Raw genomic sequence first — 14,478 nt, forward strand, 5'->3', positions numbered from 1 at the left:
GGACGCATGGCGAGCACGGTTCTGCAGTTCCACGATGTGTCGGTGGTCCGCGATGGCAACACGATCCTCGACTCGGTCGACTGGAGCGTCGCCTCCGACGAACGCTGGGTCATCCTCGGCCCCAACGGGGCAGGCAAGACGACGCTGCTGCAGATCGCCGCAGCGGCGATGCACCCCACTTCAGGCACGGCAGACGTGCTGCAGGAGTCGCTCGGCAAAGTCGATGTCTTCGAACTGCGGCCGATGATCGGCTTCGCCTCGACCGCGATGGCCCGCAAGATCCCGCGCAACGAGACCGTGCTCGACGTCGTGCTGACAGCCGCCTACTCGGTGACCGGCCGCTGGAACGAGGAGTACGAGACGATCGACCTCCGCCGTGCACAGCGGGTGCTCTCCGAGTGGGGCCTCGCCGGCTTCGCCGAGCGCCGTTTCGGCAGCCTCTCCGACGGCGAGCAGAAGCGAGTGCAGATCGCACGCTCCGTCATGACCGACCCCGAACTGCTGCTCCTCGATGAGCCGGCCGCGAGTCTCGACCTCGGTGCGCGTGAAGAGCTCGTCGGGCTGCTCGGCGGCTACGCCGGTTCGTCTGCGTCACCTGCGATCGTCATGGTGACTCACCACGTCGAAGAGATCCCCGTCGGCTTCACTCACGCGCTCCTCCTCAAGAAGGGCGGCATCGTGACCGCCGGCCCGCTCGCCGAGGCACTCACTGCCGAGAAGCTCACCGAGGCGTTCGGCATGAAGATCGAGCTCGCCGAGACCGACGGCCGGTACGCGGCTCGCGCCGTGTGACCGACCTTCGCTACCGATTCTGCTAGAATCGGTAGCTGGCCCATGGGCTGCACCACTTTCCTGCGTGCGCGCAGGCTTCGAATCCACCATACGCAGAGCAAGGAAGTCTCCATGAAGACCGACATCCACCCCGAGTACAACGCAATCGTCTTCCGCGACCTCGCTTCGGGCGCCACCTTCCTCACCCGTTCGACGACGACGAGCGACAAGACGATCGAGCTCGACGGTGTCACCTACCCGGTGATCGACGTCGAGATCTCGTCGGAGTCGCACCCGTTCTACACGGGCAAGCAGCGCATCATGGACTCGGCCGGCCGCGTCGAGAAGTTCAACCAGCGCTTCAAGAACTTCGGCAAGTAGCACTTGCCACACGAAGGAGGCCCCGCCTGACGGCGGGGCCTCCTTCGTGTACTCGCATTCAGCGCGGCGTGCGGCATCGTGTTAGCGTCGCCGGATGCCGGGATCGTCACCCATCCGCGCGGGCGCGACACGAGCGTTCGAGCTGCCCTCGATCGCGGGCGACCGCATCGCGCTCCGTGCGTTCCTCGACGATGACGTCGAAACGGTGCGCGAGGCTTCGCGGGACCCGCTGATCCCCGAAATCACTACCGTTCCGCCGAACACCGACCGCCGCGGCGCGCTTGCGTACATCGCGCGTCAGCATCGACGCCTCCGTTCGGGCGCGGGGTACTCGTTCGCGATCTCGGACCCTGCTGGTCGCGCCATCGGGCAGATCGGCCTCTGGCCCGTGCGCGACGACCCGGGTCGCGCCAGCATCGGGTACTGGATCGCCCCGTCGGCGCGAGGTCGAGGCTACGCGACCGAGGCGCTGTGTGCGCTCAGCGCGTGGGGGTGGAGCCTGCCGACGCTCGAGCGCCTCGAACTGTTCGTCGAGCCCTGGAACACCGGCTCGTGGAAGGCAGCCGAGGCGGCCGGATTCGAGCGCGAAGGACTGCTGAGATCGTGGCGCGTGATCCGCTCGGAGCGACGCGACCTGTTGGTCTATTCGAGGCTTCGCGAGGTGGGGGAGTCGAGCGACGGCTCAGCGCACCGGCCAGGTGCCTGAGGTGGTGAACTCGGGCTCGCCGTTCTTGCGGCGCCATTGCTGGTAGCTCTCGGCCTGCTCGCGACTCCAGCCGACCTGGCGCGCGTGCAAGTCGGCGACCGCCACCGCCGCGAGTTCGGGGTATGCGCGGGCGATGGCCTGTGCGACCCGGCCAGCCGCGACGGCGTCGGCTCCGGCGTCGTGTGCGTCTTCGAGCACCACGCCGTAGTGCTCGGCGGTGGCCGAGAGTGTGCGCTTGCCGCGGCGGTAGCGATCGACGGCCTTGTCGATGACGAGCGGGTCGATGACCGCGCCGGGGCCGGGCAGCGGAGCGTGCCCGTATCGCTCCGCCTCACGCTCGAGCACGGTGAGGTCGTAGGCCGCGTTGTACGCGACGATCGGCAGGCCGCGTGCTGCGGCATCCGCCAGTGCTTCGATGATCTCGACGACCGCGGTCGCCGCGTTCTGGCCCTCGAGTCGCGCACGCTCGGTCGTGACGCCGTGGATGAGCGAAGCGGCAGTCGGAATCTCGACACCGGGGTCGACGAGCCACTCACGTCGCTCGAGTACCTCTCCGTCGACGCCGACCACTCCGACGTGCGCAGTGACGATGCGACACGTGTCGACGTCGATGCCGGTCGTCTCGAGGTCGAAGACGGCGAGTGTGTCGGCCCAGCGGGCTCCCGTGAGATCCATGGCGTCAGGCTATGGTCGGCCACCGTCATCGCCGTGCCGGCGCACGCGTGTCGGCGGCATCCGGTCGAGATCGGTTCTCCACAGCACTCAGTCGAGTGCAGGCGGTGCGCCATAGAATGGAAAGGATGATCACCTCCCCGTACGCCGAGCAGCTCGCTCGCATCCCCGTGCGGGCGCACCGCGTCGACGTCGACGGCACCGAGACCGCCTGGTGGGAGTACGGCGAAGCGGATGCACCGGCGCTCGTGCTCGTGCACGGGTTCCGCGGCGACCACCACGGCCTCGAACCGGTGGTGGCCCAGCTCCCGGGCTTCCGCATCATCTCGCCTGACCTTCCGGGATTCGGCGAGTCGGCCACGTTCTCCGGTCGACCTCACGAGATCGCGGCGTACGCCGACTGGCTCGGCGCGTTCATCGACGCCGTCGGCATCACGGGGCCTTACGCATTGCTCGGCCATTCGTTCGGCTCGATCGTGTCCGCGGCGGCCGTCGCCGGCGGGCTCGCACCCGAGCGACTCGTGCTCGTGAACCCGATCGGCGCACCGGCGCTCGAAGGGCCGCGGGGCGTCATGACCCGACTCGCCGTGCTCTATTACCGCACGGCCGCGGCGCTGCCCGAGCGGGCAGGGTTCGCGCTGCTGCGCAACGGCGCCATCGTGCGCATCATGAGCGTGACGATGGCGAAGACCCGGTCGAAGTCGCTCCGTCGGTGGATCCATGACCAGCACGATCGTTTCTTCTCCGCCTTCGGCGACCGCGACGCCGTGCTCGAGGCGTTCCGTGCATCGGTCAGCAATGACGTCAGCCAGTTCGCCGCCGATATCGCCGTGCCGACGTTGCTCGTCGCCGCCGAGCGCGACGACGTCACGCCGCTCTCGGCTCAGCACCGGCTCGTGACGCTTTTCCCCGACGCGAGCCTCGAGGTGATCCCCGAGGTGGGCCACCTCATCCACTACGAGACGCCGGGCGACGCCGCATCCCGCATCCTGCGGTTCCTTCGCGCCGGAGCGCGCGCGTGAGAATCATCGTCGACTGCCGTTACACCCGCATCGGGCAGCACGACGGCATCAGCCGGTTCACGGTGGGCATCGTGACCGAGCTCGGCAAGCGGCATCCGCTCACCATGCTCGTCAGCGACCATCGCCAGCTCGACATGCTGCCCGAGCTACCGTGGCAGCTCGTGAGCTCGCCCACGAGCATCCGTGAGCCGTTGGTGGCGCTGCAGGTCAAGAAGCTCCGACCCGACGTGGTGTTCACGCCGATGCAGACCATGGGCTCGTGGGGGCGCGACTACAAGCTGCTGCTCACCCTGCACGACCTCATCTACTACGAGAACCGCACGCCGCCACGCGATCTGGCGGCCCCGGTGCGCCTGCTCTGGCGGCTCTACCACCTCGCGTGGTGGCCGCAGCGCCTCTTGCTGAACGGCGCCGACCAGGTCGTCACCGTGTCTGAGACGACCGCCCGGCTCATCCACGAGCACCACCTCACCGACCGGCCGGTCACCGTCGTGCCGAACGCCGCCGACGACCTCGGTACGCCCTCGCTACCGCGTGTACGCCCTGAGGGGCACCGGCTCGTGTACATGGGCTCGTTCATGCCATACAAGAACGTCGACACCCTCGTGCGCGCCGTCGCAGCGCTGCCCGATCACGAGCTGCACCTCATGAGTCGCATCAGCCGAGACGAGCGGGCGCGGCTCACGCGACTCGCCCCGCAGGCCAGGCTCGTCTTCCACGACGGCGCAACGGATGCCGCGTACGCCGAGCTGCTCTCCGGCGCCACGGCCCTCGTGCACGCCTCGAAGGCAGAGGGCTTCGGCATCCCGCTCGTCGAGGCCATGAGGCTCGGCACTCCGGTGGTCGTCAGCGACATTCCGATCTTCCGCGAGATCGGCGGCGACGCGGCGGTGTACTTCGACCCCGAGAACCCCGAGTCGCTCGTCGCGGCCCTGTGGTCGCTCGAGCGTGCGGGGGAGTGGGAGCGGCGCTCCGCGGCATCCGTCGAGATCGCAGCCCGCTACAACTGGGCGGCGTCGGCCGAACGACTGCTCGCACTCATGCGCACCACCGTCGCAGGCAACGGGCTCAGGCACCGTCGACGCCGCAAACGCTGATTCAGCGCGGCCCCGTCGATCGGCTCGCGAGCCTCACGCGTCGGTGCCGGTGAGCGCTTCGGGTTCGACGAGCTCCAGTTCGCCCGCTTCGAATCGTACGAGGTGCACCGAACCGTTGGCGATCGCGTACCCGGGGCCAGGGAGCGCCCACTCGCTCAGGTGCAGCATGAGCGAGTGGATCACCCCGCCATGGGAGACGACGATGACGGAACCGCCCGGGTGGACCGCGGCGATGCCGGCGAGTGCTGCCGTCGCCCGGTCGATCACCGCCGAGCGCGGCTCGAGTCCTTCGATGGTCGCCGCTTGGGCCTCGATGGCGGCGCGGCCGGCGTGGTCGAGCCCCTCGAGCACGCCGTGGCCGCGCTCGGCCAGCTCGGCGATGAGGGCGGGCTCGGGCAGTTCGAGCGATCGGGCGATGATCTGCGCGGTCTCCGACGCACGTGAGAGGGGCGTTCCGTAGACGGCGTCCCACGGCTCCTCGCCGAGGAGCTCGGCAGTCAGCGCCGCCTGCCGACGCCCGGTGTCGTTCAAGGGGATGTCGGTCGTGCCCTGAATGCGGCGCGCGCGATTCCAGTCGGTCTCGCCGTGGCGCACGAGGGCGATGCGCACCGGGGCGTGGCGAGTGGCGTCGGTCGCGGCATCCATCATGGCGCCAACTCTTGCAGAACGGCCGCTGTCGTCACGAATCGAGCGCTGCGGCGAAGGCTTCGAGCGTCTCGCTCGCGCCCGCCTCGATCTTCACGACGGCTCGGCTGTCGCCCTTGGTGATGCCGCGGTTGACGACGATGATCGGCAGGTGCTTGCGGCGCGCCTGCTCGATGAGTCGCATGCCCGAGTTCACGACGAGCGAAGAGCCGGCGACGAGCAGCACGTCGGCGCCCTGCACGAGCGCGGCGGCCGCCTGGAAGGTGGCGGCCGGAACGAACTCGCCGAAGAACACGACGTCGGGCTTCAGGATGCCGCCGCACACGGTGCACGACGGGATCACCATCGCGTCGACGTCGTCGACCTCGACATCGCCGTCGGGTGCGGGTCGAATCGCGGTTTCGAGGTCGATGTCGGGGTTGAGGGCTTCGAGTCGATCGGCGATCGCCTGGCGGGCGTAGTGCTGGCCGCACGTGAGGCAGAGGACGCGATCCATGCTGCCGTGCAATTCGATGACGTGCCGGTTGCCTGCGCGCCGGTGCAGGCCGTCGACGTTCTGCGTGATCACTCCGCTGACGACTCCGCTCGCCTCGAGCTCGGCGAGCGCGAGGTGCCCTCGGTTCGGGCGAGCATTGCCGAAGCTGCGCCAGCCGAGGTGGCTGCCGGCCCAGTAGCGTTTGCGGGCTGCCTCGGAGGCGAGGAACGTCTGCACGGTCATCGGCGTGCGCACCGGCGCGCCCTCGCCGCGATAGTCGGGAATGCCCGAATCGGTGCTGACGCCGGCGCCTGTGAGCACCGCCACACGCGCACCGCGCATGAGCTCGATCGCTTCGGCGAGTTGCGTTTCGGCCGCGACCGGAGTCTCGATGCCAGCGCTCACTGCACGTCTCCCTTCGGCGGTGGTCCGATTCTAGACGTGTCCGTTTTCCGGAATGTTTCCGGCACTGGCAGGCTGGAGGTGAGGAGACCCATGCATATCGAACGAGTCCGCGACGCGGCATCCGATGCGGTGGCCGATTACGCGCGGCTCACCGACGTCGCCCTGCGCAGCGTCAGCGAGCCCGAGCGGGGCCTCTACATCGCCGAATCGGCCAAGGTCATCGGCCGCGCGATCCGTGCCGGCCACAGCCCCCGGTCCGTGCTCATGGAGGAGAAGTGGCTCGCCGCGCTCGAGCCGGTACTCGCGCCGTTCGACATCCCCGTGCACCTCGCCGACCCTGACCAGCTCGAAGCGATCACCGGCTATCGCGTGCACCGCGGTGCCCTGGCGGCGTTCGAGCGCCCGGTGCTCGCCGACCCGGCAGAGCTCCTCGCGAGCGCCCGTCGCGTCGTGGTGCTGGAAGACATCGTCGATCACACGAACGTCGGCGCGATCTTCCGCAGCGTCGCCGCGCTCGGCGCCGACGCAGTGCTCGTGAGCCCCCGATGTGCCGACCCGCTCTACCGCCGCAGCGTTCGAGTGAGCATGGGCACGGTGTTCCAAGTGCCATGGACCCGGCTGCCCGAGTGGCCCGAGGCGGCACGGATGCTGCACGCTCACGACTTCACGATCGCTGCCCTCGCCCTCGCCGATGACGCGGTCTCGCTCCGCGAGCTCGCGGCAGATGCGCCAGAGCGGCTGGCACTCGTGTTCGGCGCCGAGGGCGACGGACTCAGCCGAACTGCGCTCGAGGCCGCCGACCGAGTCGTGACGATTCCCATGCGGCACGGCGTCGATTCCCTGAACGTGGCTGCCGCTGCTGCAGTCGTGCTCTACGCGGTCGCGGTCGACGAGGAGGCTGCGGATGACTGAGATCGAGGCGCGCCAGGCGAAGGCCAGCGTGTACCGGCGGCGGCGCATCGTCGTCTTCAGTGCACTCGTGATCGTGATCGCGCTCGTCACGACGGGCGGGGTCTACACGGCCAATACGCTCGGCGCAGCGGTGCCGGCCGCCGCGCCGCAGATCACCGACCCCGAGCCCGTCGCGGCGGCCGCGCAACCGCTCGCACTGCCGGGATTCGGCGGATACGCCGTCGGGGCCGTCGGGTTCGACGGTCTCGTCGCCTCTGGAAACGAGGCGGCGCCGATGGCGATGGCGAGCATCACGAAGGTCATCACGGCCCTCGTCCTGCTCGAGGCGCATCCGATCCCGGCCGGCGAGAGCGGCCCCGACATCGAGTACACCGAAGCCGACGTCGACATCTACTGGGACATGGTCGCCCAGAACGGGTCGGTCGCTCCCGTCGAGGCAGGCGCGACCCTGAGCCTCAAGGAGAGCCTCGAGGCGCTCCTGATCCCGTCGGGCAACAACTACGGCATCTCTCTCTCGAACTGGGCCTTCGGCTCCGAACAGGCGCTCGTCGAGAAGGCGAACGCCTGGTTGGCTGCCCACGGGCTCGCGAACACGCACGTCGTCGACTCCAGCGGCATCTCCGACTACAACGTCGGCACCCCGGCCGACATGGTCGCGCTCGGCGAGATCGCTCTCCAGGACCCGACGATCGCGGCCATCGTCGCGTCGAAGAGCGTCGAGATCCCCGAGATCGGTGTTCTGACGAACTCGAACAAGCTGCTCGGCACGCACGGCGTCGACGGCATGAAGACCGGCTCGACGGATGACGCGGCGAACCTGCTCTTCACGGCCGACTACGCCGTGGGTTCGTCGACTGTGACCGTCATCGGCGTGCTGCTCGGCGGCGAGTCGCATGCCGTGCTCGACGAGGCGATCGCGATGCTGCTCGACTCCGTCGCACCGGGCTTCCACGAGGTCGCGGCGCTCGAGGCGAACACGGTGCTCGCCGAGTACACGACGCCGTGGGGCGACTCGGCGCGCGCACGCGCCGCCGATGGGGCATCCGTCGTCGTCTGGAGCGATACGCCGGTCGACGTCGAGGTGCGGGCCGACCCCGTCGGGCTCGCGGCTCGCGGCGAGCAGGTCGGCACCGCCGTCGTGCGCGCCGGGTCTCAAGAGATCACCGTGCCGCTCGTGCTCGACGCCGCGATCGACGACCCCGGCACGTGGTGGCGGCTCGCCAATCCGGGCGCGCTCGACTGACGATCGCGTGAGCCTCCGGTGGCCGTGCGTCAGTCGGGCAGTGAGTACGGCCCGGCATCGGGTCGCTTGGCGCTGATGAGGTCGCCCGACGACTGGTGACGCACTCGACGCACCACCCAGGGCACGAGGTATTCGCGCGCCCACGAGAGGTCTTCGACTCGCGCCTGACGCCAGGTGCTCGACGGCAGCGGCTCGGGCTTCAGCGGCTCGAGTGAGTTCTCGACGTTCAACGCATCGAGGACCATGCGTGCGACGGTGTGGTGCCCGAGCGAGTTCAGGTGCAAACGGTCGGGCGACCACATGCGCTGGTCCTGGATCGCGGTCAGCCCCCACTGGTCGGCGACGATGCAGTCGTACTTCTGCGCGATGGCGCGGAGGTTCTCGTTGTAGATCGCGACCTTGCCGCGGATGCCGCGGAACACGGGGGAGAAGCCGACATCGACGCCGGTGAAGATCACGATCGTCGCATGATCACGGGAGAGTCGCTCGATCGCGTACTCGAAGCGCGCCGCGATCTCATCGGGGTCGGTGCGCGGCCGGAGCACGTCGTTGCCGCCCGCCGAGATGGTGATGAGGTCGGGGCGCAACGCGAGGGCGGGTTCGAGCTGTTCGTCGATGATCTGCTGGATCAACTTGCCGCGCACCGCGAGGTTCGCATAGGCGAAGTCTTCCGTGCCCTGGGAGAGCACCTCGGCAACGCGATCGGCCCAGCCGCGGTGGCCGCCGGGCACAGTCGGCTCGGGATCACCGATGCCCTCGGTGAAAGAGTCGCCGAGGGCGACGTAGCGCGACCATGGATGCTGCTGGGTGACCATGCCTCCATTCTGCACGTCCCTGCACGTGCTCGGTTCGAGGATGTCGGCCCCCTCCGCTACGCTCGGATTCAGTGAGCACCGCGATCCCTTTCGGCCCCCAACCGGGCACGTCAGCCGCCGAGCACCTCTCACCCTCATTCCCCGAACGTGCAGCGTGGGGCACCGCCTCGAAGCTTCGTGCATGGCAGGCCGAAGCGCTCGAGCAGTACCTCGCCGAGCTACCCCGCGACTTCCTCGCGGCCGCCACTCCCGGTGCCGGCAAGACGACCTTCGCACTCCGAATCGCGGCCGAGTTGCGCTCGCGCCGCATCATCGATCGCATCACGGTGGTGGCGCCGACCGACCACCTGAAACGCCAGTGGGCGGATGCCGCGGCGCGCGCCGGCATCCGTCTCGACCCGGGTTTCCGCAACGCCCACGGGCGAAGCGCCCGGCACTACCACGGAGTGGCGGTCACTTACGCGCAGGTCGCCATGCGGCCGGCGCTGCACCGTGAGCTGACCCTCTCGGGCAAGACCCTGGTCATCCTCGACGAGGTGCACCACGGCGGCGACGCGCTCTCTTGGGGCGACGCGATCCGCGAGGCGTTCGAGCCGGCGGCGAAGCGACTCTCGCTCACCGGCACGCCGTTCCGATCAGACACGGCGCCCATTCCGTTCGTGCAGTACGAGCCCGACGCTCAAGGCGTGCGGCTCTCGAAGTCCGACTACAACTACGGTTACGGCCGGGCACTCGCCGACGGCGTCGTGCGCCCAGTGCTCTTCATGGTCTATGCGGGCCACATGCGCTGGCGCACGAAGGCCGGCGACGAGATGGAGGCGAAGCTCGGCGAAGACAACACGAAAGACATCACCTCCTCGGCGTGGCGCACCGCGCTCGAGCCGAGCGGCGAATGGATCCCGGCGGTGCTCGCAGCGGCCGATCGCCGTCTCACCGAAGTGCGTCACGGCATCCCCGACGCAGGCGGGCTCGTCATCGCCACCGATCAGACGGTCGCGCGCGCGTACGCGCAGATCCTCGAGCAGATCAGCGGCGAGAAGGTCACGGTCGTGCTCTCCGACGAAAAGGAGGCGAGCGCCCGCATCGAGGAGTTCTCGGAGAGCGCGACTCGCTGGATGGTCGCGGTGCGCATGGTCTCCGAAGGGGTCGACGTGCCGCGTCTCGCGGTCGGCGTCTACGCGACGAGCGCCTCGACGCCGCTCTTCTTCGCCCAGGCCATCGGCCGCTTCGTCCGGGCCAGGCGGCGCGGTGAGACGGCATCGGTGTTCCTGCCGAACGTGCCCGGTCTCATGGCGCTGGCCGCGCAGCTCGAACTCGAGCGCGACCATGCTCTCGACCGGCGCAGCGGCGAGGACGACGATGACGGCCTCGACGACAGCCTGCTCGAGTCGGCCAACCGAGAAGAGCGCGCCTCCGAAGAGGCCGGTCTCGGCACATGGGAGGCGATCGGGTCGGATGCCTCATTCGACCGGGTGCTCTACGACGGCACCGAGTTCGGTACCCTCGCCGAGCCCGGCAGCGACGAGGAATTCGACTTCATCGGCATCCCCGGCATCCTCGATCCAGAGCAGGTCTCCGAGTTGCTTCGCCATCGCCAGACGCGGCAGGCGCGGCGCGTCGGGGAGCGCCGCAAGCAGGTTGTCGCCGACGAGAACCCCGAGCCGGTGGCGCTCTACCGCACCCTGAAAGAGCAGAGGTCGCTGCTCAACAGTCTCGTCGGGCTCTGGGCCCGACACACGGGCGAAGCGCACTCGCAGGTGCACGCCGAACTGCGCCGTGTCTGCGGTGGCCCCGCAGTTGCGCAGGCCACGGTCACGCAGTTGCAGGCGCGCATCGAGTTCCTCCGCAAACGGCTCGGCAGCCGCTGAGCCGCACCGACTCGCGGCATCCGTGGCGGGTCTAGCATGACCCGTATGGAACGTCGCTCGCGAGTACTCGTCGTCGCCATCGTCGTCTCATTCATCGCGTTCCTCGACGGCGCGGTCATCAACGTCGCCTTGCCGGCGATCGAAGCGGAGCTCGGCGGGGGTCTCGCGCTGCAGCAATGGGCGGTCGACGCATACCTCCTGACCCTCGGTTCGCTGATCCTGCTCGCCGGTTCACTGTCGGACTCCTTCGGGCGATTGCGCATCATCCGCATCGGCCTCTACGGCTTCGCAGCCACCTCGGTGCTCTGCGCGGTCGCGCCCGACGGTCTCGTCTTCGTGATCGCCAGGGCACTGCAGGGCGCAGCGGGGGCGCTTCTCGTGCCGAGTTCGCTCGCGCTCATCATCGCGACCTTCCCGGCTGCGGCGCAGGGCAAGGCGATCGGGCGATGGACCGCGTGGACCACCGTCGCCTTCCTCATCGGGCCGCTCTTGGGCGGAGCGCTCGTCGACCTCGTCTCGTGGCGGCTCGTGTTCTGGATCAACCTGCTGCCGATCGCCTTCTCCCTCGTCTTCATGCACGCGCTCGGTCGAGATGCGCCGAACCCCGCGAAGGAGCGCATCGACTGGCTCGGGGCGGCGCTCGGCGTCGTCGGTCTCGGCGGTACGGTCTTCGCGCTCATCGAGCAGGGCCGGTTCGGTTGGTCGTCGCCGGTGGTCTACATTCCGCTCGTCGTCGGCCTCGTCGCGCTCGTGGTGTTCGTGTGGTGGGAACATCGGGCGCCGCAGCCGATGCTGCCACTCAGCCTCTTCCGCGCGCGCAACTTCGCGGCGGGCAACCTCGCCACTCTCTTCATCTACGCCGCGTTCTCGCTCGGACCGTTCGCGATCACGATCTTCCTGCAGGAGTACGCCGGCTTCTCCGCGACGCTGGCCGGGCTCGCGACCCTGCCGCCGACCATCATGATCGTCTTCCTCGGATCGTGGTTCGGCGGACTCTCGTCGCGCCTCGGGCCGCGGATCTTCATGACGCTCGGCCCGATCACGGTCGCAGTCGGGTACTTGTTGACGCTCACGGTGGCGCCCGATGTCGAGTACTGGACGCAGTTCCTGCCCGGCATCGTGGTCACGGGTCTCGGTATGGCTATGACCGTCGCGCCGTTGACCGCGGCGATCCTCGGCGCGGTCGACCCGGCGAGGGCCGGCATCGGCTCGGCGGTGAACAACGCAGTGGCACGCATCGCCGGGCTCGTCGCGATCGCGTCGATCGGTGTCATCGTCGGCACGCAGCTCGACGTCGACGGCTATCACCGCGTCGCGATCGCGACGGCGGTATTCCTCGTCGTCGGTGGCATCGTGTCGTGGATCGGGATCCGGAACCCGGCGCCGGTCGCCGCCGCCGGCTCCGAATCAAAGCCGGCGCGCGACTGAGGCACGCGCCGTTCACTGCCCGGGTCAGCGCACTCCGTGGTTCACGTTTCATCGGTTCGAGGTCTTGAGAGAGGATCGGTGGATGATCCGCGTTGTGCTCTTCGACCTCGACGGAGTTATCCGACACTTCGACCCGAAGTACGTGGCCGACATCGAACTCAGGCATGGGCTGGCTGCTGGGACGATCGAAGGCTTTGCCTTCGCGAAGCCGCTGATCGAGGAGGTCACGGCCGGCCGAATCACCCGAGCTGATTGGGTGTGCCAGGTCAGCGAGCTGGCCGGAAGTCTGCCGGCTGCGGAGGAGTGGGGCGTTCAACCCGCAGTCGTGGATGAGGCTCTTTTGGAACTGTCTGACGAGGTCCGCAGCTTGGGGCTCAGGACGGCTGTGCTCACCAACGGCACTGACACCATCCCCGCCGAGATCGCTGCTCTCGGTATTGCCAGCCGGTTCGATGCAATCTTCAACTCGGCCGACATCGGTTTCGTCAAGCCCGATGTCCGCGCGTTCGCGCATGTGCTTGAGGCCCTTGGGGTGACAGCCTCGGAGGTGTTCTTCACCGATGACTCCGCCTCGAAACTCGTCGGCGCCGACAGTCTTTCGATGCGCACCCACTTGTTTGAAAGCGTTGAGGGCCTTCGCGGTCACCTCAGAGCGGCGGGTGTCGAGGTTCGGCGGCGAACTTCCTCAGACCGTCAGGTCGTTGCTGTAGAGCCGGCGGATCCAGTTTAGATTGCCCTGGTGGGTCCCGAAAACGCTGCCAGAGTCACGATCGGGTCGGCGTCGTGGTGGAGTCCGCCCAGTTCGGCCGCACGGTCGAGCGCGGCCATGAGGTCGCTCGTGAGGTCGTCGACGTGCTCGAGCCCGATCGACAGGCGCACGACGCCCGCTCCGGGCTTCGCCTCACCGGCGACCGGGCGGTGCGTGAGCGAAGCCGGGTGCTGTACGAGCGAGTCGACACCGCCGAGCGACACGGCATGCGTGATGAGCTCGCACGATTCCGTGAACCGCGCTGCAGCGTCGTATCCGCCGATGAGTTCGATGGCGATGATCGAGCCGGGCCCCTCGAGCTGAGTGCCGAGGAGACCGGCAGGGTCTTGGCCGGGCAGGCCCGGGTAGTGCACACCGGCGACCGCCGGATGCGTGAGCAGCCGCTCGGCGAGCACGGTGGCCGTCTCCTGTTGCGCGCGCACGCGCAGCGGGAGCGTGCGGAGTCCGCGGTGCAAGAGGTACGCGGCCATCGGATGCAGCAGGCCACCGGTGAGTGCCCGCACCTGCCGCAGCCGCTCGACCCAGCTGCGGTCACCCGCGATGATGCCGCCCATCACGTCGCCGTGCCCGCCGAGGTACTTCGTCGCGCTGTGCAGCACGAGGGTCGCGCCGTGTTCGACGGGGCGCTGCAGCACGGGGGTCGCGAAGGTGTTGTCGACGAGCACCGGCACGTCGCCCGCGGCATCCACGACGGCCCGGATGTCGACGAGTTCGAGCGTCGGGTTCGCGGGTGTCTCGACGACCACGAGCCCGGTGTCGGGACGGACGGCCGAGCTGATGTCCGCGGCATCCGCCCACGTCACCTCGGTGCCGAGCAGGCCGCTCGCGAGCACGTGGTCGGTGCCGCCGTAGAGCGGCCGGACCGCGACGATGTGCGGCTGACCGGCCGAAGCCGTGGCGATGAGCGTCGCTGCGAGCGCGGCCATGCCGCTCGCGAAGGCGACGGCGCCTTCGGTACCCTCGAGCCCGGCGAGCGACTCCTCGAAGCGCGCGACGCCCGGCTGCCAGAGACGCTGGTAGACCGCGGAGCGGCCTTCGCCGAGGTCGTGGCCGGTCGCGAGCTCTTCGTACGACGCACCGCCGTTCTCGACGGAATCGAGCGGGTTGGTGGTCGAGAAATCGATGACGGGCACGTGGGATCCGCTCTCTCGAACGCCCGCCATGCCGCCGTGAACGGCGCGGGTCTCGAGATGGGACGACGATGTCTGCATGGGTCGAACCAAGCAGAATCTGTGAGATTCAGCAACTCGGCATGAAGCATCGATGCGA

General features: G+C 68.8%; 15 protein-coding genes. 10 read left to right on the plus strand and 5 right to left on the minus strand.

The annotated features are described in order from the left end of the window. Positions 1-6 precede the first annotated feature (6 nt). The 3 genes from AC1C2T_RS16230 (at position 7) to AC1C2T_RS16240 (ending at position 1,858) form a co-directional block, all read left to right on the plus strand. Positions 7-792, plus strand: coding sequence for an ABC transporter ATP-binding protein (locus AC1C2T_RS16230; RefSeq protein ID WP_495359966.1), 786 nt, complete (start codon positions 7-9; stop codon positions 790-792). A 111-nt stretch (positions 793-903) separates the two neighbouring features. Continuing rightward, entirely contained in the window at positions 904-1,152 is a 249-nt protein-coding gene (locus AC1C2T_RS16235; RefSeq protein ID WP_022892088.1) for a type B 50S ribosomal protein L31, read from the plus strand. Positions 1,153-1,246: 94 nt separating this feature from the next. Beyond that, entirely contained in the window at positions 1,247-1,858 is a 612-nt protein-coding gene (locus AC1C2T_RS16240) for a GNAT family N-acetyltransferase (protein WP_495359967.1), read from the plus strand. Here AC1C2T_RS16240 and AC1C2T_RS16245 read toward each other — a convergent pair. Next, positions 1,835-2,533 (minus strand): exonuclease domain-containing protein, encoded by a 699-nt coding sequence (locus tag AC1C2T_RS16245; protein WP_495359968.1) that lies wholly within the window; start codon positions 2,531-2,533, stop codon positions 1,835-1,837. The two genes, AC1C2T_RS16240 and AC1C2T_RS16245, sit on opposite strands and share 24 nt — an antisense overlap. 125 nt (positions 2,534-2,658) lie before the next feature. Between AC1C2T_RS16245 and AC1C2T_RS16250 the strand changes: the two genes are divergently transcribed. Together AC1C2T_RS16250 and AC1C2T_RS16255 are read left to right on the plus strand one after the other, a co-directional pair. After that, a complete protein-coding gene (locus tag AC1C2T_RS16250) occupies positions 2,659-3,552 on the plus strand; it encodes an alpha/beta fold hydrolase (RefSeq protein WP_495359969.1) in 894 nt (297 codons plus the stop codon). Next, a complete protein-coding gene (locus AC1C2T_RS16255) occupies positions 3,549-4,649 on the plus strand; it encodes a glycosyltransferase family 4 protein (protein WP_495359970.1) in 1,101 nt (366 codons plus the stop codon). Before AC1C2T_RS16250 ends, AC1C2T_RS16255 begins: the two co-directional genes overlap by 4 nt. A gap of 33 nt (positions 4,650-4,682) precedes the next feature. On the opposite strand, the gene AC1C2T_RS16260 is transcribed toward AC1C2T_RS16255, so the two are convergent. Both AC1C2T_RS16260 and AC1C2T_RS16265 read right to left on the minus strand, forming a co-directional pair. Next, on the minus strand, positions 4,683-5,297 hold the full coding sequence (locus AC1C2T_RS16260; RefSeq protein ID WP_495385987.1) for a histidine phosphatase family protein: 615 nt from the start codon (positions 5,295-5,297) through the stop codon (positions 4,683-4,685). Positions 5,298-5,328: 31 nt separating this feature from the next. Further along, the gene (locus AC1C2T_RS16265; protein ID WP_495385988.1) at positions 5,329-6,174 is read right to left on the minus strand and encodes an NAD-dependent protein deacetylase; all 846 of its coding nucleotides are present in this window, start codon (positions 6,172-6,174) and stop codon (positions 5,329-5,331) included. A 90-nt stretch (positions 6,175-6,264) separates the two neighbouring features. Between AC1C2T_RS16265 and AC1C2T_RS16270 the strand changes: the two genes are divergently transcribed. Together AC1C2T_RS16270 and AC1C2T_RS16275 are read left to right on the plus strand one after the other, a co-directional pair. Beyond that, on the plus strand, positions 6,265-7,086 hold the full coding sequence (locus AC1C2T_RS16270) for a TrmH family RNA methyltransferase (protein ID WP_495385989.1): 822 nt from the start codon (positions 6,265-6,267) through the stop codon (positions 7,084-7,086). Continuing rightward, entirely contained in the window at positions 7,079-8,329 is a 1,251-nt protein-coding gene (locus AC1C2T_RS16275) for a D-alanyl-D-alanine carboxypeptidase family protein (RefSeq protein ID WP_495385990.1), read from the plus strand. The genes AC1C2T_RS16270 and AC1C2T_RS16275 overlap by 8 nt, the downstream gene beginning before the upstream one ends. 29 nt (positions 8,330-8,358) lie before the next feature. Here the strand turns inward: AC1C2T_RS16275 and AC1C2T_RS16280 are convergent, their stop codons facing one another. Further along, complete coding sequence (locus AC1C2T_RS16280) at positions 8,359-9,144, minus strand: SGNH/GDSL hydrolase family protein (RefSeq protein ID WP_495359974.1); 786 nt, start codon at positions 9,142-9,144, stop codon at positions 8,359-8,361. A gap of 71 nt (positions 9,145-9,215) precedes the next feature. On the opposite strand from AC1C2T_RS16280, the gene AC1C2T_RS16285 reads away from it, so the two are divergent. The 3 genes from AC1C2T_RS16285 (at position 9,216) to AC1C2T_RS16295 (ending at position 13,170) form a co-directional block, all read left to right on the plus strand. Continuing rightward, complete coding sequence (locus AC1C2T_RS16285; RefSeq protein ID WP_495385991.1) at positions 9,216-11,012, plus strand: DEAD/DEAH box helicase; 1,797 nt, start codon at positions 9,216-9,218, stop codon at positions 11,010-11,012. Between the two features lie 45 nt (positions 11,013-11,057). Beyond that, entirely contained in the window at positions 11,058-12,440 is a 1,383-nt protein-coding gene (locus tag AC1C2T_RS16290; RefSeq protein WP_495385992.1) for an MFS transporter, read from the plus strand. A gap of 82 nt (positions 12,441-12,522) precedes the next feature. Then, positions 12,523-13,170, plus strand: a complete 648-nt coding sequence (locus AC1C2T_RS16295) for an HAD-IA family hydrolase (RefSeq protein WP_495385993.1) — start codon at positions 12,523-12,525, stop codon at positions 13,168-13,170. Here AC1C2T_RS16295 and AC1C2T_RS16300 read toward each other — a convergent pair. Then, positions 13,167-14,420 carry a trans-sulfuration enzyme family protein gene (locus AC1C2T_RS16300; RefSeq protein WP_495385994.1) on the minus strand — a complete coding sequence of 418 codons (1,254 nt, stop codon included), beginning with the start codon at positions 14,418-14,420 and terminating at the stop codon, positions 13,167-13,169. The genes AC1C2T_RS16295 and AC1C2T_RS16300 overlap by 4 nt on opposite strands. Positions 14,421-14,478 lie beyond the last annotated feature (58 nt).

The sequence above is a fragment of the Agromyces sp. Y558 genome, assembly GCF_059445415.1.

What these genes read in the sequence shown, in the direction of transcription:
- AC1C2T_RS16230 (WP_495359966.1), top strand. Translation starts at nt 7, where the DNA reads ATGGCGAGCACGGTTCTGCAGTTCCACGATGTGTCGGTGGTCCGCGAT.
- AC1C2T_RS16235 (WP_022892088.1), top strand. Translation starts at nt 904, where the DNA reads ATGAAGACCGACATCCACCCCGAGTACAACGCAATCGTCTTCCGCGAC.
- AC1C2T_RS16240 (WP_495359967.1), top strand. Translation starts at nt 1,247, where the DNA reads ATGCCGGGATCGTCACCCATCCGCGCGGGCGCGACACGAGCGTTCGAG.
- AC1C2T_RS16245 (WP_495359968.1), bottom strand. Translation starts at nt 2,533, where the DNA reads ATGGATCTCACGGGAGCCCGCTGGGCCGACACACTCGCCGTCTTCGAC.
- AC1C2T_RS16250 (WP_495359969.1), top strand. Translation starts at nt 2,659, where the DNA reads ATGATCACCTCCCCGTACGCCGAGCAGCTCGCTCGCATCCCCGTGCGG.
- AC1C2T_RS16260 (WP_495385987.1), bottom strand. Translation starts at nt 5,297, where the DNA reads ATGATGGATGCCGCGACCGACGCCACTCGCCACGCCCCGGTGCGCATC.
- AC1C2T_RS16270 (WP_495385989.1), top strand. Translation starts at nt 6,265, where the DNA reads ATGCATATCGAACGAGTCCGCGACGCGGCATCCGATGCGGTGGCCGAT.
- AC1C2T_RS16275 (WP_495385990.1), top strand. Translation starts at nt 7,079, where the DNA reads ATGACTGAGATCGAGGCGCGCCAGGCGAAGGCCAGCGTGTACCGGCGG.
- AC1C2T_RS16280 (WP_495359974.1), bottom strand. Translation starts at nt 9,144, where the DNA reads ATGGTCACCCAGCAGCATCCATGGTCGCGCTACGTCGCCCTCGGCGAC.
- AC1C2T_RS16290 (WP_495385992.1), top strand. Translation starts at nt 11,058, where the DNA reads ATGGAACGTCGCTCGCGAGTACTCGTCGTCGCCATCGTCGTCTCATTC.
- AC1C2T_RS16295 (WP_495385993.1), top strand. Translation starts at nt 12,523, where the DNA reads ATGATCCGCGTTGTGCTCTTCGACCTCGACGGAGTTATCCGACACTTC.
- AC1C2T_RS16300 (WP_495385994.1), bottom strand. Translation starts at nt 14,420, where the DNA reads ATGCAGACATCGTCGTCCCATCTCGAGACCCGCGCCGTTCACGGCGGC.